Raw genomic sequence first — 17,586 nt, 5'->3', positions numbered from 1 at the left:
TTGGCCGCAGCGCAGCGGCGTACGGCACTTCCACATAAGCACCATTGTCGAAGGCGTAAGCTTTTCCAGCTGTGCCGTACCTGTCTGCCGATAATACCGGCAACGTTCCACCGTCCGTTGCAGTTGCAGCAGATGCCCCTATCCAGCCTGTTTTTAAAGTTCCGTTATGTCCGTTGCCACTGGCATCCGTAACATCGCCGTCAAATTTCCAATAGGCGACCAGGTTTTCAACCGATATTTCCTGGATTTGCTTGGTTTTAAAAGATGCTACTGCACGTGTAAGACTTGATGAAGCATTATTTACCTGTTCCTGTGTAAAATCGCCCGTTGTTACCTGCGTTGCCAGGTTAATGGCTGTTTGCAATTCTGCTTTGGAACCTATGGTATAATCGCCCGCCTGTTTCCCCTCAACAGCTGCCGCGTATAGCGCTTTAGCAGAATCCAGTTGCAGGCTTAGTTTTGCTTTATTTGAATTGTAATCAGGATGATCATGATCCTTCTTACACGATATGCAGAAGATCAGCACAGCTGCTAAAATAGTCAGCATGACACTGTTATATTTAATCTTGTTCATAGTTTCTTGCTTATAGAAGTTCATCATTACTTACCTAATTTTAAATTAGTTTGCCTTTCGCTCTCCGGTATAGGGAAAAACTGATTGGTCGTATAACTAAAGTTAGGTTTATCTTTCAACGCCCTGGTTGCATAATCAGCGCCATACCGGATAATGTCGAAGAAGCGGTGGAATTCCAGGGCCAGTTCTGAGCGCCTTTCCACGCGGATCAGATCACGCAGGGTTGCCTGATTGGTCGTTGTGATATCGGGCAATAAGCCTGCCGGAACAATGCCGTTTGTTGTAGCAGCCAGTGTTGGATCATTGATATAACTTTCGCGTGCACGTTTACGTACTTTATTAAGCGGGACCAACGCCCCGGCGCTGTTGCCCGACTCATTTAAAGCTTCCGATTCGATCAACAAAACTTCGGCAAAGCGGATGGCCTGATAATTTAAGTTGCCATCGCCTTTAATGCTGAGCGGTATTTCAGATAATGGCTGGGTATGTTTCTTACTAACATATCCGGTGCTTGTCCAGCTGGGGTCGAAGGCGCTGTCGTAATAAGGATGTCCGGCACGGCCAACCGTATAATCCAGACGCGGATCGTCCACATTGCCAGGCGATTTTTCGAAATTGGCTGCCAGGCTCTGCGTTGGTAAGTAGAACCCGTACCCGTTTAACGTACGCGGTGCAAACCACTGGTTAAGATTATTACCCTGAAAAGGCGACAATCCGGAGGTATGCTGAATGGAGAACACCGCCTCGGCGTTATTTTTAGTGGCCGCCCTGAAATTATCGGCAAATACCGGCAACAGACTATATACACCCAATGCCTCAACCTGTGCCGCTGTTGAAGCCGCCAAAGCCCATTTTTTTTCGAATAAATAAGTTTTGGCTAACAAGGCAAGCGCAGCACCTTTAGTGGCACGCCCCACATCGGCCCCGCTCCAGGTATTGGGTAATACACCAGCTGCAGCCTGGCAATCCTTTTCAATCTGTGCGTAGATCTGCACTTGCGGTATAGCGGGGCTTTGCAATTCTTCTGGTGTTTCTACTTTAAGGTGCAAGGGTATGTCACCATAGGCCACGGTAAGGTTAAAGTAGTAATAGGCCCTTAAAAACTCTGCCTGTCCTAATACCGAGTTACGGGTAGCCTCGGATACACCCGGCTGCGCAGTGGCTAAACCATCGGTTACGACATTACATTTAAAAACACCATCATAATATCGCTTCCAAACGGCCTCGACAGCCGAATTTGATGGGTTGATATTGAAATTTTGAATGTTTAGGAAATCCGCCTGGTCGCCGTCGCTGCTACCTTTGATGGCATCGTCGGAGGCCAGATCGCCTAAAACCCATATCGCGTTCGACGAAGCATCGGTAAATGTCAGCTGTGCGTAAGCTGCGTTAACTGCCAGTACCGCATTGGCATCCGAAGTAAAGAAATTATCAGACTGGTATTGACCAAGCACCGGCTGCTCCAAGAACTTTTTGCACCCTGAAGCCGCTATCACCAGCAAGCCGGCCGCAAATAAATAAATATGTTTCGATTTCATCTTCATGATTTTAAAGATTAGAAATTAGCGTTAAGACCTATCGTGTACGTCCGTGCCGATGGGTAAGTTCCCCAATCGATGCCCACTGCCGTCACGGCGTTTCCGTTGTTGGCATTATAATATTGTTCCGGATCGAGGCCACTGTACTTGGTGAAAGTGAGCAGGTTTTGGCCGCTGGCGAAAATTCTGACAGATGATAAACCGATGGCATGCAAAGCATTCTTACCTAATTTATATCCCAACTGGACGTTTTTCAAACGCAGATAGGAGCCGCTTTCCAGAAAACGGGTAGACGGTTGTTTGTTGTTCGTGCCATCAGTCCATGATAACAGCGGATAGGTATTGGTTGAACCGGGGCCCGTCCAGGCGTTATTGGCAATCCGCTCGGTAATATTAAACGGCCTGTAGAAGCCTTCGATATCGGTTAACACCTGATTATAGATCTTATTGCCATGAACTCCCTGAAAGAACACACTTAAATCAAAGTTCTGATAGGTTACACCGGCGGTAAGGCCATAGGTGAATTTAGGGATCGGGCTGCCCACAAAGGTGCGGTCTTTATCGTCTATCACGCCGTCGCCGTTAACGTCTTTATACATCACGTCTCCGGGGCGTATTCCTGGGCCCTGGTAAGCATGCGTAAATACCTGTTGCGCGTTTTGGAATATACCCTCCTGCTGTAATAAGTAGAACGAGCCGATAGGATGGCCAACCTGCGTTAAGGTTGCAAAGTAGTTATTATCTACCCGTGCGTTAGCAATAGGTGCGGCACCTGCAAGTGAGGTCACCTTATTACTCACCGTAGCAAAATTGCCGGTTACGTTAAAGCTCAGCTTTTCATTTATTGTTTTCCGATAGGTTAACTCTAACTCGATGCCACTGTTACGTACCTTGCCGGCATTCACTGCAGGGTTACCGCCGTTGCCAGCGCTACTCGGGAGCGGCAGGTTCAATAAAACGTTTGAAGTATTTTTGATGTAATAATCCGCTGTAAGCAACAAGGTATTGTCAAAGAAACCTAAATCAAGCCCGATGTCTTCCTGGGTGCTTTTTTCCCATTTAATATTCGGGTTTCCTTTCGATGTGATACTGTAACCCTGTGTCGTTACGCCACCGAATGGATAATAAAAATTACCGCTCAAAAGCGAAGTATACGGATACGTTCCTATTTGGGAGTTACCTAATTGCCCGATACTGGCCCGTAACTTCAAGGTGGATATCGGCTTAATATCTTTCATAAATTCCTCCCGGTCGATTCTCCAACCCAGCGAACCCGAATAAAAGCTCTCATAACGGGAAGAAGGATCTAACTGCGAAGAGCCATCTCGTCTGTAGTTTACACTGGCCAGGTATTTATCATCGTATTGATAGCCGATACGTCCAAAAATGGAAAACAATGCCGAATGGTACTCATTGCCGCCATTCTGCTGACTCGAGGCGGTACCATTATCCAGGTACTGGAAATTTGGAGATTGATTAACAAATCCTTTACGCGACGCCGACAAAGCCTGCACATCCTGCTTAATGGCTTCGGAACCGGCCAAAAAGTTAAAGGTATGTTTACCAAAGATCAGATCGTAGGTAGCGGTATTGGTCCAGTTGTAACTCAAATCATTGGCATGTGATTGGGCCAGGGAGTTAGGAGAATTAAAGAAACGATCGATACCATAAGTTTCATAAAACTGCTTGTAATCTGTTTGAATGAGGTTTAGGCCGATGTCCGATTTGATCTTCAGTCCCTTAACAGGATCAATTTCAATAAAGGCATCGCCTAAAACAGAGTAGCCATAGGTATTGCTGTTGGTCGCATCGGCCATGGCAACGGGATTGATACCATCTCCTAAAAAGTTGCCTAACAGGGCATCTTGCTTAGGCAAATCCACAAATTGTCCCTGGGCGTTGTAAACAGGCGTACCCGGCGTACGGAACAATGCATAGCGCACCACACTGGCCGCTGCACCGGTATAACCATCGCCCGAACTGCCTACCGCCCTGGTTTTTGAATAAGCCAGGTTAACGTTGGTACCTAATTTTAACCATTTATTCACGGTACCGCTTACCGCGGTACGCAGGTTAAACCTGTCGTAAGATGAATTTTTGATTAAACCATCCTGCGTGAAATAGTTGCCGGAAACCATGTATTGCGAATTATCATTGCCCCCGCTGACCGATAATTGAGCGTTGGTAATCGGTGCGGGTTTCAGCACCTCTTTAAGCCAGTTTACGTCGGACAAGGTCCGGGCTAGACTATCTGAAATTCCCGGCCTGCCATCGTTCCTCGCCGCGGTGTTATAGGATGCCACATACTGCGAATTATTAGCCATTTTGATCAGGTTCTGTGCCGTTTGAACACCCGTATAAACACTTGCACTCACCTGCGTTCTACCCGATTTGCCCCGTTTGGTCGTTACGATGACCACGCCGTTTGACGCACGGGCGCCATAAATAGCTGCAGATGACGCATCCTTTAAAATATTGATGCTTTCGATATCATTCGGCGATATCTCGTTAATTCCGTTTTGGGTGGGCACGCCGTCTATAATGTACAATGGATCATTGTTGTTAATGGTTCCCACGCCGCGCACACGGACAGAGATGCCATCACCAGGTGCACCGGTATTTTCGGTGACAGACACGCCAGCGGCCTTGCCTTGTAAAACCTGGTCCACGCCGCCGACCGGCAATGCGGTAATATCCCTGCTACTGATTACAGATACAGCACCGGTTAAATCCTTTTTCTTTTGCGTGGTGTAACCCACCACAACCACATCGTTAAGGTTATTGGCAGCTTGCTGCAATACAATCCTCAGGTCGGTTTTGCCGGCCACTGCCATGTCCTGACTAACGTACCCGGTATAACTAATGGTTAAAACAGCATTTTCCGGCACGGTAGCCGTAAAATGGCCGTTAACATCGGCTACAGCAACCCCACGCCCGCCTTTTAAGCTAATGGTTGCTCCCGGAAGCGAAACGCCTGTAGCATCTACCACGGTACCTGTTATCTTCACATCAGCCTTTTGCGTTTGATGCGTTTTTACGGAAAGGCTTTTTACTTTTAAAGAGCCCGCATGAACAGCAAACTGAGTAGTGGCGGCGATTACCAAAGCAGCTGCCAGTTTAATATTCAGGCTTACCCCTTTTTCATATCGTTGGATAATGAAATAACTGTAAGTTTTTTTCATATACTTTTCTTATTTAGTTAACAATTAACATCTGATTGTTAGGCCAATAGATCAATTGGCTGTCGCGAATAATAGAAAGCATAGCCATTATTACCAGCGGTAGAGATTGTATAGCTTATTTCATAAGAATGCCCTTTCTTCTCATTGGTTTATTGGTTTTCGGTACCTTGGCTGATACCAGGAATACTTTTCCATATTTTTGATATCAGCGATTTTCACAACGTTTACAAGGCTGGTAAAGGATCAGGTGCGGCGGGTTTATGCGGATCAAATACCGCTACGCCCACCCGCGAATCGGCGCAACCATAGTACAGGTACCACTTCGCTTTAAAATACACTAGGCCTTCAATAAACACCGTTCCATTAACATACTGACCACTTTTTTCAAATGGTTCTCTTGGACGCAGAAACGGGACGGCAAGCCTGCCTATAACCTTTGTCGGATCATTTAAAGAAAATAACGCCTGCCCGGCACAATAGGAATTTCCATTAAAACGCTTATCACCCCCATCGCCGGGATGGTTTTTGCCGTTATAAAAGAGGATGATGCCATTTTTGGTCATGATTGCAGGCGGCCCGCATTCTGTTAAATCGCTGTCGAAGTAATTTTTCCTTGGCGAGATCAGCCATTTCAACTCGCCCTTTCCGTCTGTAACAGGCTTCCAATCCACCAGGTTGGTAGATGTTGCTGCAAATACGTGCAACTCGCCCCAGTACATCCAGTAAACGCCCTTAACTTTGGCAATTACCAGTTTGCCACCTTTCAGTTTTGTTAAGATAGAAGCCGATTTATTGGGGATATCGGCAAATTTACCTCCATAAAATTTCCGAAAAATCGGCCCATGTTTAACCCATGTTTTCAGGTCTTTCGAAGTAGCCACACCCAGTCGGGGTACTTTTCTGTTCCACTGCGTGTAAAACATCACATAGGTGCCCTTTTCGGTAACTGCAACACGTGGGTCTTCGCACCCACCCGGCCACTCAAACTCCTTCTGATTATCATCACCAGGATACAACACTGGCTTGCCGCTTCTTGTAAATGATAACCCATTGGCGCTTTCGGCATAACCGATACGCGATGTGCGTGTACCGATAGAATCACCCGTCATATCTTCTGAACGGTATAGCACCACTACTTTGCCGTTTTTTAGGGTCGCTGCCGGATTGAAAGTGTAAAATGCTTCCCAGCCAACCCGTCTGTTAGACATCGGATCCAGGAATTTAGAACTGGTATCAGGCGATATGATCGGATTAATGCCGGCAGGCCTGGTAAATCCGCCAAAGGCCCAGGCGGGCAACTTATTAGGTATTGTTTTTTGCGCAAGCGAAATATTAACATGCAGCAAACAAAGTATGGCCGCCGCCAGCTTAAATCGAATGGTATTCATTAAGATGTATTTTAGGTTTATATAGAAGCACCGGTAATTATTGGCTGCAAAACCGGTTTTATATTGTTGACAATATTAATTAATAAAACCGGTTTTGCAAACTATTTAAAAAGTTTTTTTTGACTATCCCAATCAAACGGCTTGTTATCTCACAATTGCAGCCGCGCCAATCAATGGCGCATATTCGCCTAATTCAGAAAGCGATAACGATATTGAATTGATGTTTTTAGCTAAACGGGGCAAGAAAAATCGCGAAGCTTTGGCAATACTTCCGCAAAGCAGCAACGCTTCCGGTTCCAATTGAAAAACCGGTTTTTGAATAAATTCAGCAAGATTATCTGCAAATTCATAAAAAATTCCCCTGGCCAATTCGCTTTTTTCTGCCAGACCGGCCAATTCCTTTACGCCATCGGTCAGGTTTTTACCAGTTAACTGCAGATAACGTTTATGAAACCAACGTGTAGAAAAATAATCATCGGCAATACTTTCCCGAAAAGGATTGCTACCCAGGTTTAAATCCAGCACATTTTTTTCATCAGCGAAGGCCGAACCGAAGCCGGTGCCCAGGGTTATGCCGATTAATCGCCTGTAATTTTTACCAGCACCGGCCAACACCTCCCCTGCTATGGTTGATTCTGCGTCATTCCGGAAATAAATCGAGCTCGTTTTGATAGCCAGGGCTTCGGCTAAATAATTTTTGATATTGATACCAAATATCGATTCGTACTTGCTCAGGCCTTTAATGTAGGAAATGCCGTTAACGTAATCAAATGGCCCCGGCATCGCAATAGCCAACCCGGAATTAGCTAATCGGCTCTGCTTTGCGGCACGCAGGGCATTTTGCCATACATCCATTATTTCATACGCGCTTCCATTACTGTTGACTTCCATGCGTACAAAACTCTCTGCCAAAACGAATTTAGTTTCTGTATCATAGAGCCCTGCGGTGATGTGAGAACCGCCGATATCGGCAGTCAGAATGTAGCTGGATGTAAGATCAACTGGCATAAGTACCCTGATTTTGAGGATAGCGCATCGCCTGCATCCGGCGCTTTCTGAACCCGGTGCGAAAAATTGCTGATTAACTATCGGTAAATAATTGGTTTATAACACGCTGCAAATGGTTTCTTGGAATTTATTTGCAAACCTGTTTACAATAATAATTAATAAAACCGGTTTTGCAAATTCAAATAATTACATTTGAAGCATAAGTTTTTTAAAGAGCAGGTAGCCCGACTATAGACTTAAATAATTGTTTAGCGGCTTTAAACAACCAAATAGATTAAATTTGCTATTTAGCACAGTTCGTAAAGCCAACCAACACCTTAAATAAATGAAGAAGAGACTATCCATAAACGATATCGCCAGTCAACTTAATGTTGCGAAATCAACGGTGTCGTTTATTTTAAATGGTAAAGCTAAAGAGAAACGGATAAGTAACGAGCTTACCGAGCGCGTGCTAAAGTTCATTGAAGAAAACGGTTATCAACCTAACCAACTTGCCAAAAGCCTGAGCACCGGCAAAACAAAGATGATATGCCTGTTAGTAGAGAAAATATCTGATTACTTCTTCTCCCACATCGCTTACCATTTAGAGGCCCTTGCCTATAAAAACGGTTACAAAATAATTTACTGCAGTACGGAGAATGACCCCGAAAAGACGAAGGAACTGATCAACCTCTTGCGTGCACGCCATGTTGATGGCTATATCATCACCCCGCCTAATGGGATCGAAGCGGAAATCAAAGCACTAGTAAACGACAATTTGCCTGTGGTATTATTTGACCGTTTCCTGCCTGGTACGCCCACTGATTATGTTGGGCTCGACAATTATAACGGCACATTTGAAGCCGTGGAGTTTTTGATCAGTACTGCCGCAAAAAAAATTGCGCTGGTTACTTTGGATTCCCAACAAACGCAAATGCTGGAGAGGCGCGACGGCTATCTTGCTGCTTTAAGGAGGCACCATATCGATCCCTTTATCCTGGAGATTCCTTTTGAGAATGACGTCGACACCACGGTATCGCAATCGCTTGACTTTATCAAAAGCAATCCCGATTTACAAGCTATCGTGTTTGCCACCAACTACCTGGCGCTAAGCGGCATCAAAGCCATTACAGAAGCCGGTTTACATATACCCTCAGATATTTCTGTCATTGCATTTGATGACCACGATGTCTTCAAAATTTTCAACCCATCGATCAGTGCGATCGCGCAGCCACTTGATGAAATGGCTGAACAGTTATTCAAGATACTTTTGGACAAACTGGAGAACAAAGTCCGTTTAAAAGATCTTCATAAAGTAATCATTCAACCGGACCTTATTTTACGGAAATCCACCAAGACCAGGACCTGAATAAGGTCCGGTCATTCAGGTAACTGCGACCTGACCCGCTAACGGATCTTTATTTTATCTTGAACCTTGACCTTTTCTTTAAGGTTTATCTTTAGGCACAGGAAGGCAACTCATCAGGATTGATAACAAGCCTGTGATGACGACCGCTATAAGTCAAATACTGTTCCTGCTCCGTTTTGGAAAGCTCCCGATATAAAAAATCTCTTAAAAGTTCATTGCGCTTCGGTGGCCTGGTATCATAAAACCATTCGATCAGATCAAGTCTGGTCACCCCTTCCGGCCATTCCCTAAAATCATAAGATTCCAGGAAGTGCAGAAATTCATATCGCATAGCGATGATCGAAGAAGGCACGACGACGTTATTCACGATTTTAAAAAAGACAATCTTCCCATTTAACTCGCTTTGGCCAAAGCCCGCTTCCTTAAACCATCGGTAAAGGTTCGCTTGTTGTTCTTCCGAATTGATCGCGACCTTACCATTTGCTGATAAGGTCACAAAGTTATTTATTGAATACTGTTTTTCCATTTAAAAGCCCCATCCGGAAACGCTATCGCTAAAATAGGAACGCCAGATTAACTTGACCTAATTGTTGAAAAGTTAACCTAATGTGGAAATCATCATTGTGCAAATACGAGATTGCTTTCTTTGGCAAAAAACAGGATTTGGATTTTCCATGAACAGCGCTTTTATTTACCGTCGGATTCAGCCGATGGCAAGATCGAAATCTTTGCAACTTCCGTTACCACAATCTCAGGCTTGCCCTTATAGTCAATCACTTTACCCTCAACACTAATGTACTTGCCGGTCAATTCCTTAGCCAGGCTTTTGGATTCCCCTCTTAACATAACGGTAAGCAATTGATTAGGATATTCCCCACCCAGATTGACCAACACAAAGCTACCCATATCACGTCTGCCTGATACTTCACCTTTGGTAACAACAGTTTCGTTAAGATGCTTGCTGATATCTTTAAGCTCAATATACCGTGCTATTTGATCCTTGTCTTTAGAAGTTGAGTCTATCGCGTTAGCTTTTAAAGAAGCTACCTCAACATTTTTAAACAGCTCGTTTAGCAAACCGGCTAATCTAATGCCTGCTTGCTCTATACGTTCGTCAACAATACCGATGTGTGTTTGATAGTATTCTTCACCCAGCTTGCTGCCAGGTTTAGCTTCAGCGTAAAGTCTGGTGGCGATCTGATAACTTTCCCATATCCATTGCATTAAGCTGTCAGACTGCCACTGTTTGATTTGGTCAGGGGTAGCCTGGTCGAGCTGCGCTACCATTTCAGATGATTTCAAACCCTGCTTGTCTATCAGCCTGGAATCCCAGAGGGAATGCAGGTTTGTTCCTTTATCTTCAAACCGGACCTGAATCTTGTTACCGCCCAGGTCTTCTTTGCGGGATACATGAAAAGGCTGGTGGAGGTCACCTACAAAATGCACGATAAACTTTAAGGCTTTCTGTTTATCCTCATGTGATGTCATCACACTTTTAAGAATAGCCTCATTAGCAAGGATCGCTTTGTAAACGTTATCCTGCGGTTGACTTATCACCTCCTGTTCAAACTGGGAACGGGTTAAACCCAAGGGGGCGTTAATGAAGTGTTCCGGAAATGTTTTGTCATCCCTGATCTCATCCGCCCAACTGGCTATATCACCTATAGATTGATTGCCTAACAATGTTTTAACAGCTTCCTGGGCTTGAGGCGTTAAATGCTTCTCTGCAATTAAAGCGACCGTTTGATGACCAACATATCCCCAGGATACTAATATAACAGCGCATAGGGCGAACACGAACGATAACAAATATTTCTTCATGCGGCGAAGTTAAACGATTGATGTTACCTCTGTGTAAACATCTGATGCAAACATTATTTGGCGGCATAGCGCAGCGTGTCAAGCCAAACTCACATGACAGCCATGGGCACCTATTTCATTAAAGTGTTCATTGCCATATCAACTATATCTCTCACATTAATGCTAAGAATTGCCGACTCTAAATCTAACAACAGTGATAGCAATGTTATCGTAAGATTAGATGACCTCACTCCGATACTTTACGGAATACCTTCGGAGCGCCTGGAAAAGAATCACGGTAAAAGTCAAGGTATTTTCTTATCGGTGCTGCTTGATGGTAGATATTCCGTTATATCTATGCTATCCTGGTCGAGCTCTGTCTTAAGCAGTTGATATACCGCGCTGTAAAAATCTATATCAATCCGCCTCCAACTGGCCCAGCCGATTTCAGATTTTGTTGAAGTTGGTGTATGATAAAGAACGTATTCTGTTTGTTTTAAATCGTTTTTAACCAAGGCAAAATCCTAATGTTTGTACTTGGCGATCTGATCAGCTCTTTCGGAATTAAAGGCATAAATGCGAAATCTGTCTTTATTTAAATGTTTTAATTGCTGTTGCGCACCAGGTGGGAGGTCATTAAAGAACCTAAGAAATTGGCCTTGTACCGTCTCAATATATAATCGGTTTACGTTTGACGTATTTTTAAAAAAATTCTCCAGAGATTCTTTGCTGTTCAGATTTTCCAGAAAAGCAATTCCGCAAACAGTATAAACGTTCATATTTCGATACAACTCAAGAAAATATTCAAACTCGATGTGATCATTTTCACGGTAACGAAAGAAAAGTTTCTTTTCATAAAAACGATTCAGGCGTCCTATCAAAGTAAAATATTCCAATATGGTGCGGTTTTCGAGTTTGCAATTTTCAATACTGTTAGGAATGTCAAGAATTACCCTCTCTTTCGGACCAACCTCCACCTTGATGTCAAATTGATCTTCGTCTCTGGTCTGTAAGCGCGCTTCAAATTCTTTTTTGAGGTATACAAGTACTTCATTCTGGCGTTTAAATGGCACTCTTTTTTTAAACTCCCCACGACGAAGATCAATCGAAATTTCTTCTTTCGTAAAGATGGCATTCATCCATTTCACGATAAATTCACCTGCTTCCTGTTGACTACTACCCGTGTATATTTTCCAAAACTCGATGCGCTTGTAATAATTAATATTGTCGATTCCGAGGGTCAATTCAGTAGTCGCCGCACTGACAGTTTTATCCTCCGTTTCGGTGGAGTCCTTCCTAGAGCTATATAAACGGGCGAAAAGCCATTTGACTTTACCATCAAATCCCAAGCCGCGTTCCAACACCTTTTCATGTTTAGATGCAATTTGAACAGTATCTTCCAACTTTATTTTTGGCGGACTAAACACATTTTCAGGAGTTAACGCCCGTACTTCTCTTCTTCTTAATCGAAAAAGCAAGACGGAATCGCTATTCAATTGATTGATTACACTTTCAAATAGACGCAGGATACCAATCTTCATCAGGCGAATCTGTAATAGTAAGAAAAGAATCAATCCAGAAAACAGGCCGTCCGCCAAAAAACAGTATCCCAGCCTGAGTGAGGTTACCCATTGGAACGGTAACCTGCCCAGTATTGAGTTGTCTGGAATACTAGCCTTTCTAGATAACGTAAAGGGACTTGGGCAAGTAAATTCCTTGCCATTATCATAGAATAAGTCTAGACATGCAAAAAATCTTATTTTAGGATTCAAATTAGGAACTGTGAAGGAACAGACAAAAGTTCGATCCAGCACCGTTGTCGTTGTTGTTGAAATATCATTGTATAATCCCGTTAATCCGTATAACGCATCATAATACCTGTCTGCTCGTCGATAGTGTAGCGGAAATTTTCGACTAAACGCTGCTTTATACCACGGTCGTTCTGGAACAACCAGTCCACTGAATGTATTGTTGTAATACGCGGGGTAGACGGCCATGCTATAATTCATATTACTTGATTGCTCTTTCGATGGAGCTTGGCTTGCGATAAAGAATCGATGAATCTTGATGTAGGGAGCAACTAATATAAAATCACGATAATTTTTAGCCAAAATGCGATGCATCAAACTATCGCTGTAATTTTCAAACGAATTTCGGGAAGTATCCCTGTATTTGAGTAAAAACGGGAAACTGGCCTGGATATAGTCAACATATGCATTAAACACCCGGTCGCTAAACTGATCGGGCGGGTTCATCTTATTTAATAATTGCCCTCTGTTGTAATTAACCTGATCAATGTTGTCAACATCTCGCGTGATCTGCCATCGACCATTGTAATTCTTCACCACGGAATCCAACTTATTTTTATATTTCGAAAGTGTATCGATATTGTAAGCCTGCTCCAAAAAGCCGTCAAACCATTCCTTAAAATTGTCGTCAAGTAAAATACCCGTAAAATCTTCTATGTCTTTATAAGCGGTCTGTACATATTCAGGATAATGTTCAGCCACCTTGATTTCCCTATTGGCGTTGGACTGCCATGCCTGATTTAAGCCTATAACCTTATTATGCACATTCGTTCGATAGGTTTCAAATTCGACCGCAAAACAAAACACACCCGCCAATATCGAGAGTACGATACAAATTTTGATATAACGGGATGAAATGAGTGAACCGTTTACCATGATTCGCAGGTTAGGTATTGTTGATCCTCCCTTATTCTAACCTTTAACCCGCCTAATTTAATGACTGTATCAATGGCAGCTTTCCAGTTCGAACTTTGTAAGCATATCTAATATAAACTATAAAATACTGATTACCAAACTTATAATAGGGAAGCCGCTTTTTAAAGGCAACGTTTAACGAAAGAACCAAAGAAATAAATTAGTGTTCTAATCTTTTGGTCGATATCGATATCATTCAAAATATGGGAACAGATTGAAATAAGCAGTATTTTGAAAGCGACTTTTCATTTACAAAGTTTACGTCTGAAGAAAATTTAGAATTATGTTTCAAAAAAACTGTGCAAAAGAATGTGTAATTTTCGAACAATTAACACTGCAACCATGTTCGAGGATGACTCTTTTTATGATTTCAATCGATCATCTAATCGTTATCCAGAGAAAAACTATTGTACCTGTTTAAGTTTATAAAAGTAAATAATGTATGATTTAGTGATGAAATTGAAGGTCGTGTAAGCAGGTGCCCCAATGCCCGGAATTTTGTCTTGATTAAAGGTGGCAGTTATTTCGCTTTTTATCCTGTCTTCAATCTTTTCAAAGATGCGCGGAGTTATAGTAGAGGTCTGCTGAGTTGAAAATGTGACATCAAGTACGCTACCATCTTGTTTAAAATTTATGATCAGGCCTACGTAATTCTGAGGGTTAGCGGCTAATCGCTGAAGAACCGAAGGCTCAATTTCTTCCTTAAAAATATTGTTTAAAGCGGTATTGTTTATTTTCACGCCCAAGAGTACCGGATCAACATAATCGAGCCGATTGCTTTTCATGCGCTGCCCACTTGTTTTATTTTGAGTATTCGCAATAGATACAAGGGGGTTGTTTGACGGAAAATCTCTTGTCTTGACAATATAGGTGTGATTGACACCTTGAACTGTTCCAGTCGAATAAATTTGCTGAGCGTGCGTGGTGGTGGCTATAGCTATAAATAGAATGGTTAATATCGTTTTCATTTTACGGGCATTTTGAAAGATTAGTGACTTCTAACAGAGCGGTTGGTTTAAGCGAATTATCGACAACGCCATGATGGCTACTTCCGGTTCCATATTGATTATTGTAAGCATTTACCAGGCTGAAATAGGAGGCCTCATCCTGAGGAGTTGGCATAATATCACTCATTGTTTTTGGGTAACCTGTGTTGTTTGCGGTTATCCTATCCAGAAATGCTCTATATCTATCCTGATCTTCACTGCTGGCTAAATGCAGCGCATCGTAAGCATGATCTGTCATGTCGCGGAGCAAGGCAGCCTCGAATTCAACATTCGCATGCGATGCATTTGTGCCGTAATAATCGAACTGCACCTGGTGAAAGAGCTCTTCTTGCAAAGTACCCGCATAGAAAACTAAATTTTGGTTCCAAACCAAATTACCTGGTGTGGATTGCGCGATAGCTGATGGATCTGACATTGCTCCTATACAAACATTGATTTCTTTCCCCTCTATTTTGACAGTCAGCGCCTGCTGTAAACAATTGCCCGTTGTCAAATAGTTATAAGTTGATTGAAAGTCCGCTATCTGTTGTACGGACAGACCATTACAAAGGTTAAACTTAACCTTGGGTGGCTCTACCGTGCAAGGATCTCCCGCAGCAAGAATCAGCTTATTATTTTTAATACTTGAACCCTGGTGAATGCATCCCGGACTGTCCCCACCATCTCCCGGGCTTCCTGGGCCACCGCCGCCGCCGCACAATGTTTTAACAGAAAGAATGCCAATTTTGTCACGTGAAGCAATAACGCCACCGCAGGTACATGTACTTCCCAAATAGGTCGACGTCGCAGTACCATCCGTATAGTTTACATTAAGCCACCAATCGGTACAGACATCATTGACTTGCTTGCCCGAGCTGAGAATCGCCTTAGGAGCGCTACTTGTTTTTTTATAGATTTTGGAGTAAGATTTGAGCTTGCCGGAAACGTAACTGGTGCTTTCTATAAAGTCCCCGCTGATAGTAAATTTGGAAAGGTCTCCTTCATAACTAAAGCTCATATTAATATTGGCAAATCCCTTTATTAACTCTTCTTTATGTTGATCAAATTCTTTGGCTGATGCAAGTACCTCTAGTAAATAGCCTTGCGATTTATCTGACTGGGCTTCAACTATCAAAAACCTGCAGATTTTTTTTGGGCTATAGTTTTCATCAGAGCCGGTAACGGGTACTGCATAATAATATAAATTGCTATCCCCGGCCAGTGTAAGTGCTTCAGCCCATTTAATATGGCTTGTTAATTCGCCGACGTGAGTAGAATCTTTTTGAAGCGCCAGCCAATTTCTTATTTCAACGCCTGCATTATCCGTATGTAAATGAGTTGAGGTAGAAGAGTCCTTTTTACAACTGAAGATTGTCAGGAAAAGAACTATTAGCCACAGACGTGGTTTGAAAAAACAATTCATAGTGACAGGTTTGGTTATCGCAATATAATTAATTATTTGCCAATATCAATACCTCGCATAAACACCCTTACTTAAAATAATCCTTAAAAGTCAAGTTTGTTCGCAATGATTTTGCAACTTCACCAGTTTTTTGAATCTCTTAAATTCTCACAACACCGTGCTAAATACTTTGCCAACACTTTCCTATTTCGCGGCCGAGATTCATGGATTTAATTTGGTAACTTCAACGTAGCTTTAATTAGAGTTGAGACCAGTTTGTGCAAAGCTTTACTTTAAATCTAAATAATCATGGCTAATAATTTTGCAACACTAAAGGCTTATTTGAGTCAATATCTTAAACCGGAGAGCGTAGAAGTAAATGCTGGCCCTTTAAAATTCAAATTCCAGGAAGGGCTGAAAAAGGATGCTATAGAAGTAATCAATAGCCTAAAATCGAAAAATGTACTCTTCGCAAGTATGAATAACGAGATTTGGGAATACGTTTTTCTCTCGCTCAAAAACATTCAAACCGAAATTATCACCTTAAATAATGGCGTCAAGTACAGAGGCTCAAATGAATTATCAGAAGCTTTGGACTTTATGATAGAAGCAATAGCGTTATATCGTCAAGCCTACGAAACAAACTATATTTTTTTCATGCGGGCACCGAACAGGCTAAATCTCGGGGGGCCACATCTTGAACGTAATTGGCCTTCTTTAGGAATTGCTGCAAAAGACTTACTAGCATTACGTCAATTGCTTTATCATTCAATCAAACAAATAAGCGATTTTGCAGACAGCGGCGAAGTTAGTGAATGGTTACCTCCGGAGACCCATATGGCTAAGTTTTGGGTTAATTATGCTGACGGCAGGAGGCTTTGTGAAAAATGTGGATTTAACCTCTATTACAGTCCTACGGAGGAATGTCCGTATTGTTTCGAGGGAACTACATTTAAACTCCAGTGGTTTGGTGCCAGTGAAATCATGATTTCAGGAACTTTTAACAACTGGAATAAAAATGAATGGAAAATGGGTCAACACCCTTACGGCCAATGGGCTTATCAAAAAAAACTTGATCCCGGAAAATATTTATATAAATTTATCATAGATGGCGTGTGGACCCTTGATCCTGAGAATAAAAAAATTGAAACTGATGAGCAGGGTAATAGCAATTCAATATTGATTGTTGATTAGGTTTTATAACACTGTTAATGGCTCAATCTATCAAACGAAAAGATAATTGTTATAAATATTTGATCCGCAACCGCCATTCGCTATTCGTCGACAGTTATATTGGATCTAGCTATCTAACTGAACTTAAAAGCTTTTGCATTAAGCTTTTATTAGAGAGAATAGCTATACCTTGCCCCATCATACCGCTCGTAACCTTTAAATGAAAATTTATTGAAGTTTCAAATTGACTATCAAACGCGATTAGGCCAACATATAACGAATCATTGGCGGGATTATCTGACACTTTAATCAACGTTCCGTTGAGATAACCAAAATCTTTAAATGGATAGGCATCCAGTTGAACGAACACAGGAATTCCAATTTTTAATTTTGTAAAAAAAGTTTGATTGAACCGCATTTCTCCGAGTAATTGAGAAACAGGTTCTGATGGACTTTTCCTATGG

At 42.4% G+C, this 17,586-nt stretch carries 14 protein-coding genes; 3 read left to right on the top strand and 11 right to left on the bottom strand.

What is annotated here, in order from left to right; all coding sequences use genetic code 11:
- The 5 genes from GSY63_RS01565 to GSY63_RS01545 all read right to left on the bottom strand — a co-directional run.
- Nucleotides 1–574 (bottom strand): hypothetical protein (locus tag GSY63_RS01565; RefSeq protein WP_166584061.1); only part of this gene is annotated, 574 nt, incomplete at its 3' end.
- A 26-nt stretch (nucleotides 575–600) separates the two neighbouring features.
- Nucleotides 601–2,118 carry a RagB/SusD family nutrient uptake outer membrane protein gene (locus tag GSY63_RS01560; protein ID WP_166584060.1) on the bottom strand — a complete coding sequence of 506 codons (1,518 nt, stop codon included), beginning with the start codon at nucleotides 2,116–2,118 and terminating at the stop codon, nucleotides 601–603.
- Between the two features lie 11 nt (nucleotides 2,119–2,129).
- On the bottom strand, nucleotides 2,130–5,294 hold the full coding sequence (locus tag GSY63_RS01555) for a SusC/RagA family TonB-linked outer membrane protein (RefSeq protein ID WP_166584059.1): 3,165 nt from the start codon (nucleotides 5,292–5,294) through the stop codon (nucleotides 2,130–2,132).
- Nucleotides 5,295–5,518: 224 nt separating this feature from the next.
- Nucleotides 5,519–6,682, bottom strand: coding sequence for a glycoside hydrolase family 130 protein (locus GSY63_RS01550; RefSeq protein WP_166584058.1), 1,164 nt, complete (start codon nucleotides 6,680–6,682; stop codon nucleotides 5,519–5,521).
- Between the two features lie 144 nt (nucleotides 6,683–6,826).
- The gene (locus GSY63_RS01545; protein WP_166584057.1) at nucleotides 6,827–7,690 is read right to left on the bottom strand and encodes an ROK family protein; all 864 of its coding nucleotides are present in this window, start codon (nucleotides 7,688–7,690) and stop codon (nucleotides 6,827–6,829) included.
- Nucleotides 7,691–8,015: 325 nt separating this feature from the next.
- Between GSY63_RS01545 and GSY63_RS01540 the strand changes: the two genes are divergently transcribed.
- Nucleotides 8,016–9,038, top strand: coding sequence for a LacI family DNA-binding transcriptional regulator (locus GSY63_RS01540; protein ID WP_166584056.1), 1,023 nt, complete (start codon nucleotides 8,016–8,018; stop codon nucleotides 9,036–9,038).
- Between the two features lie 91 nt (nucleotides 9,039–9,129).
- Here the strand turns inward: GSY63_RS01540 and GSY63_RS01535 are convergent, their stop codons facing one another.
- Both GSY63_RS01535 and GSY63_RS01530 read right to left on the bottom strand, forming a co-directional pair.
- Complete coding sequence (locus tag GSY63_RS01535) at nucleotides 9,130–9,564, bottom strand: hypothetical protein (RefSeq protein WP_166584055.1); 435 nt, start codon at nucleotides 9,562–9,564, stop codon at nucleotides 9,130–9,132.
- Between the two features lie 161 nt (nucleotides 9,565–9,725).
- Entirely contained in the window at nucleotides 9,726–10,859 is a 1,134-nt protein-coding gene (locus tag GSY63_RS01530; protein ID WP_166584054.1) for a S1/P1 nuclease, read from the bottom strand.
- 93 nt (nucleotides 10,860–10,952) lie between these two features.
- Between GSY63_RS01530 and GSY63_RS01525 the strand changes: the two genes are divergently transcribed.
- Nucleotides 10,953–11,231 (top strand): hypothetical protein, encoded by a 279-nt coding sequence (locus tag GSY63_RS01525; RefSeq protein WP_166584053.1) that lies wholly within the window; start codon nucleotides 10,953–10,955, stop codon nucleotides 11,229–11,231.
- Between the two features lie 131 nt (nucleotides 11,232–11,362).
- Here the strand turns inward: GSY63_RS01525 and GSY63_RS01520 are convergent, their stop codons facing one another.
- From GSY63_RS01520 to GSY63_RS01510, 3 genes are all read right to left on the bottom strand, one after another.
- A complete protein-coding gene (locus tag GSY63_RS01520) occupies nucleotides 11,363–13,522 on the bottom strand; it encodes a hypothetical protein (RefSeq protein WP_166584052.1) in 2,160 nt (719 codons plus the stop codon).
- Between the two features lie 443 nt (nucleotides 13,523–13,965).
- Entirely contained in the window at nucleotides 13,966–14,529 is a 564-nt protein-coding gene (locus GSY63_RS01515; protein WP_166584051.1) for a hypothetical protein, read from the bottom strand.
- Nucleotide 14,530: 1 nt separating this feature from the next.
- Nucleotides 14,531–15,970, bottom strand: coding sequence for a hypothetical protein (locus GSY63_RS01510; protein ID WP_166584050.1), 1,440 nt, complete (start codon nucleotides 15,968–15,970; stop codon nucleotides 14,531–14,533).
- A 288-nt stretch (nucleotides 15,971–16,258) separates the two neighbouring features.
- Between GSY63_RS01510 and GSY63_RS01505 the strand changes: the two genes are divergently transcribed.
- Nucleotides 16,259–17,143, top strand: coding sequence for a glycogen-binding domain-containing protein (locus GSY63_RS01505; RefSeq protein WP_166584049.1), 885 nt, complete (start codon nucleotides 16,259–16,261; stop codon nucleotides 17,141–17,143).
- Nucleotides 17,144–17,252: 109 nt separating this feature from the next.
- On the opposite strand, the gene GSY63_RS01500 is transcribed toward GSY63_RS01505, so the two are convergent.
- Nucleotides 17,253–17,492: a hypothetical protein gene (locus GSY63_RS01500; RefSeq protein WP_166584048.1), complete on the bottom strand. Its 240-nt coding sequence runs from the start codon at nucleotides 17,490–17,492 to the stop codon at nucleotides 17,253–17,255.
- Nucleotides 17,493–17,586 lie beyond the last annotated feature (94 nt).

The organism is Mucilaginibacter agri (assembly GCF_009928685.1).
GTDB classification, from domain to species: Bacteria; Bacteroidota; Bacteroidia; order Sphingobacteriales; family Sphingobacteriaceae; genus Mucilaginibacter; species Mucilaginibacter agri.
Note: the sequence above shows the minus strand (reverse complement) of the source record. Positions and strands in the feature narration are given on the sequence as shown.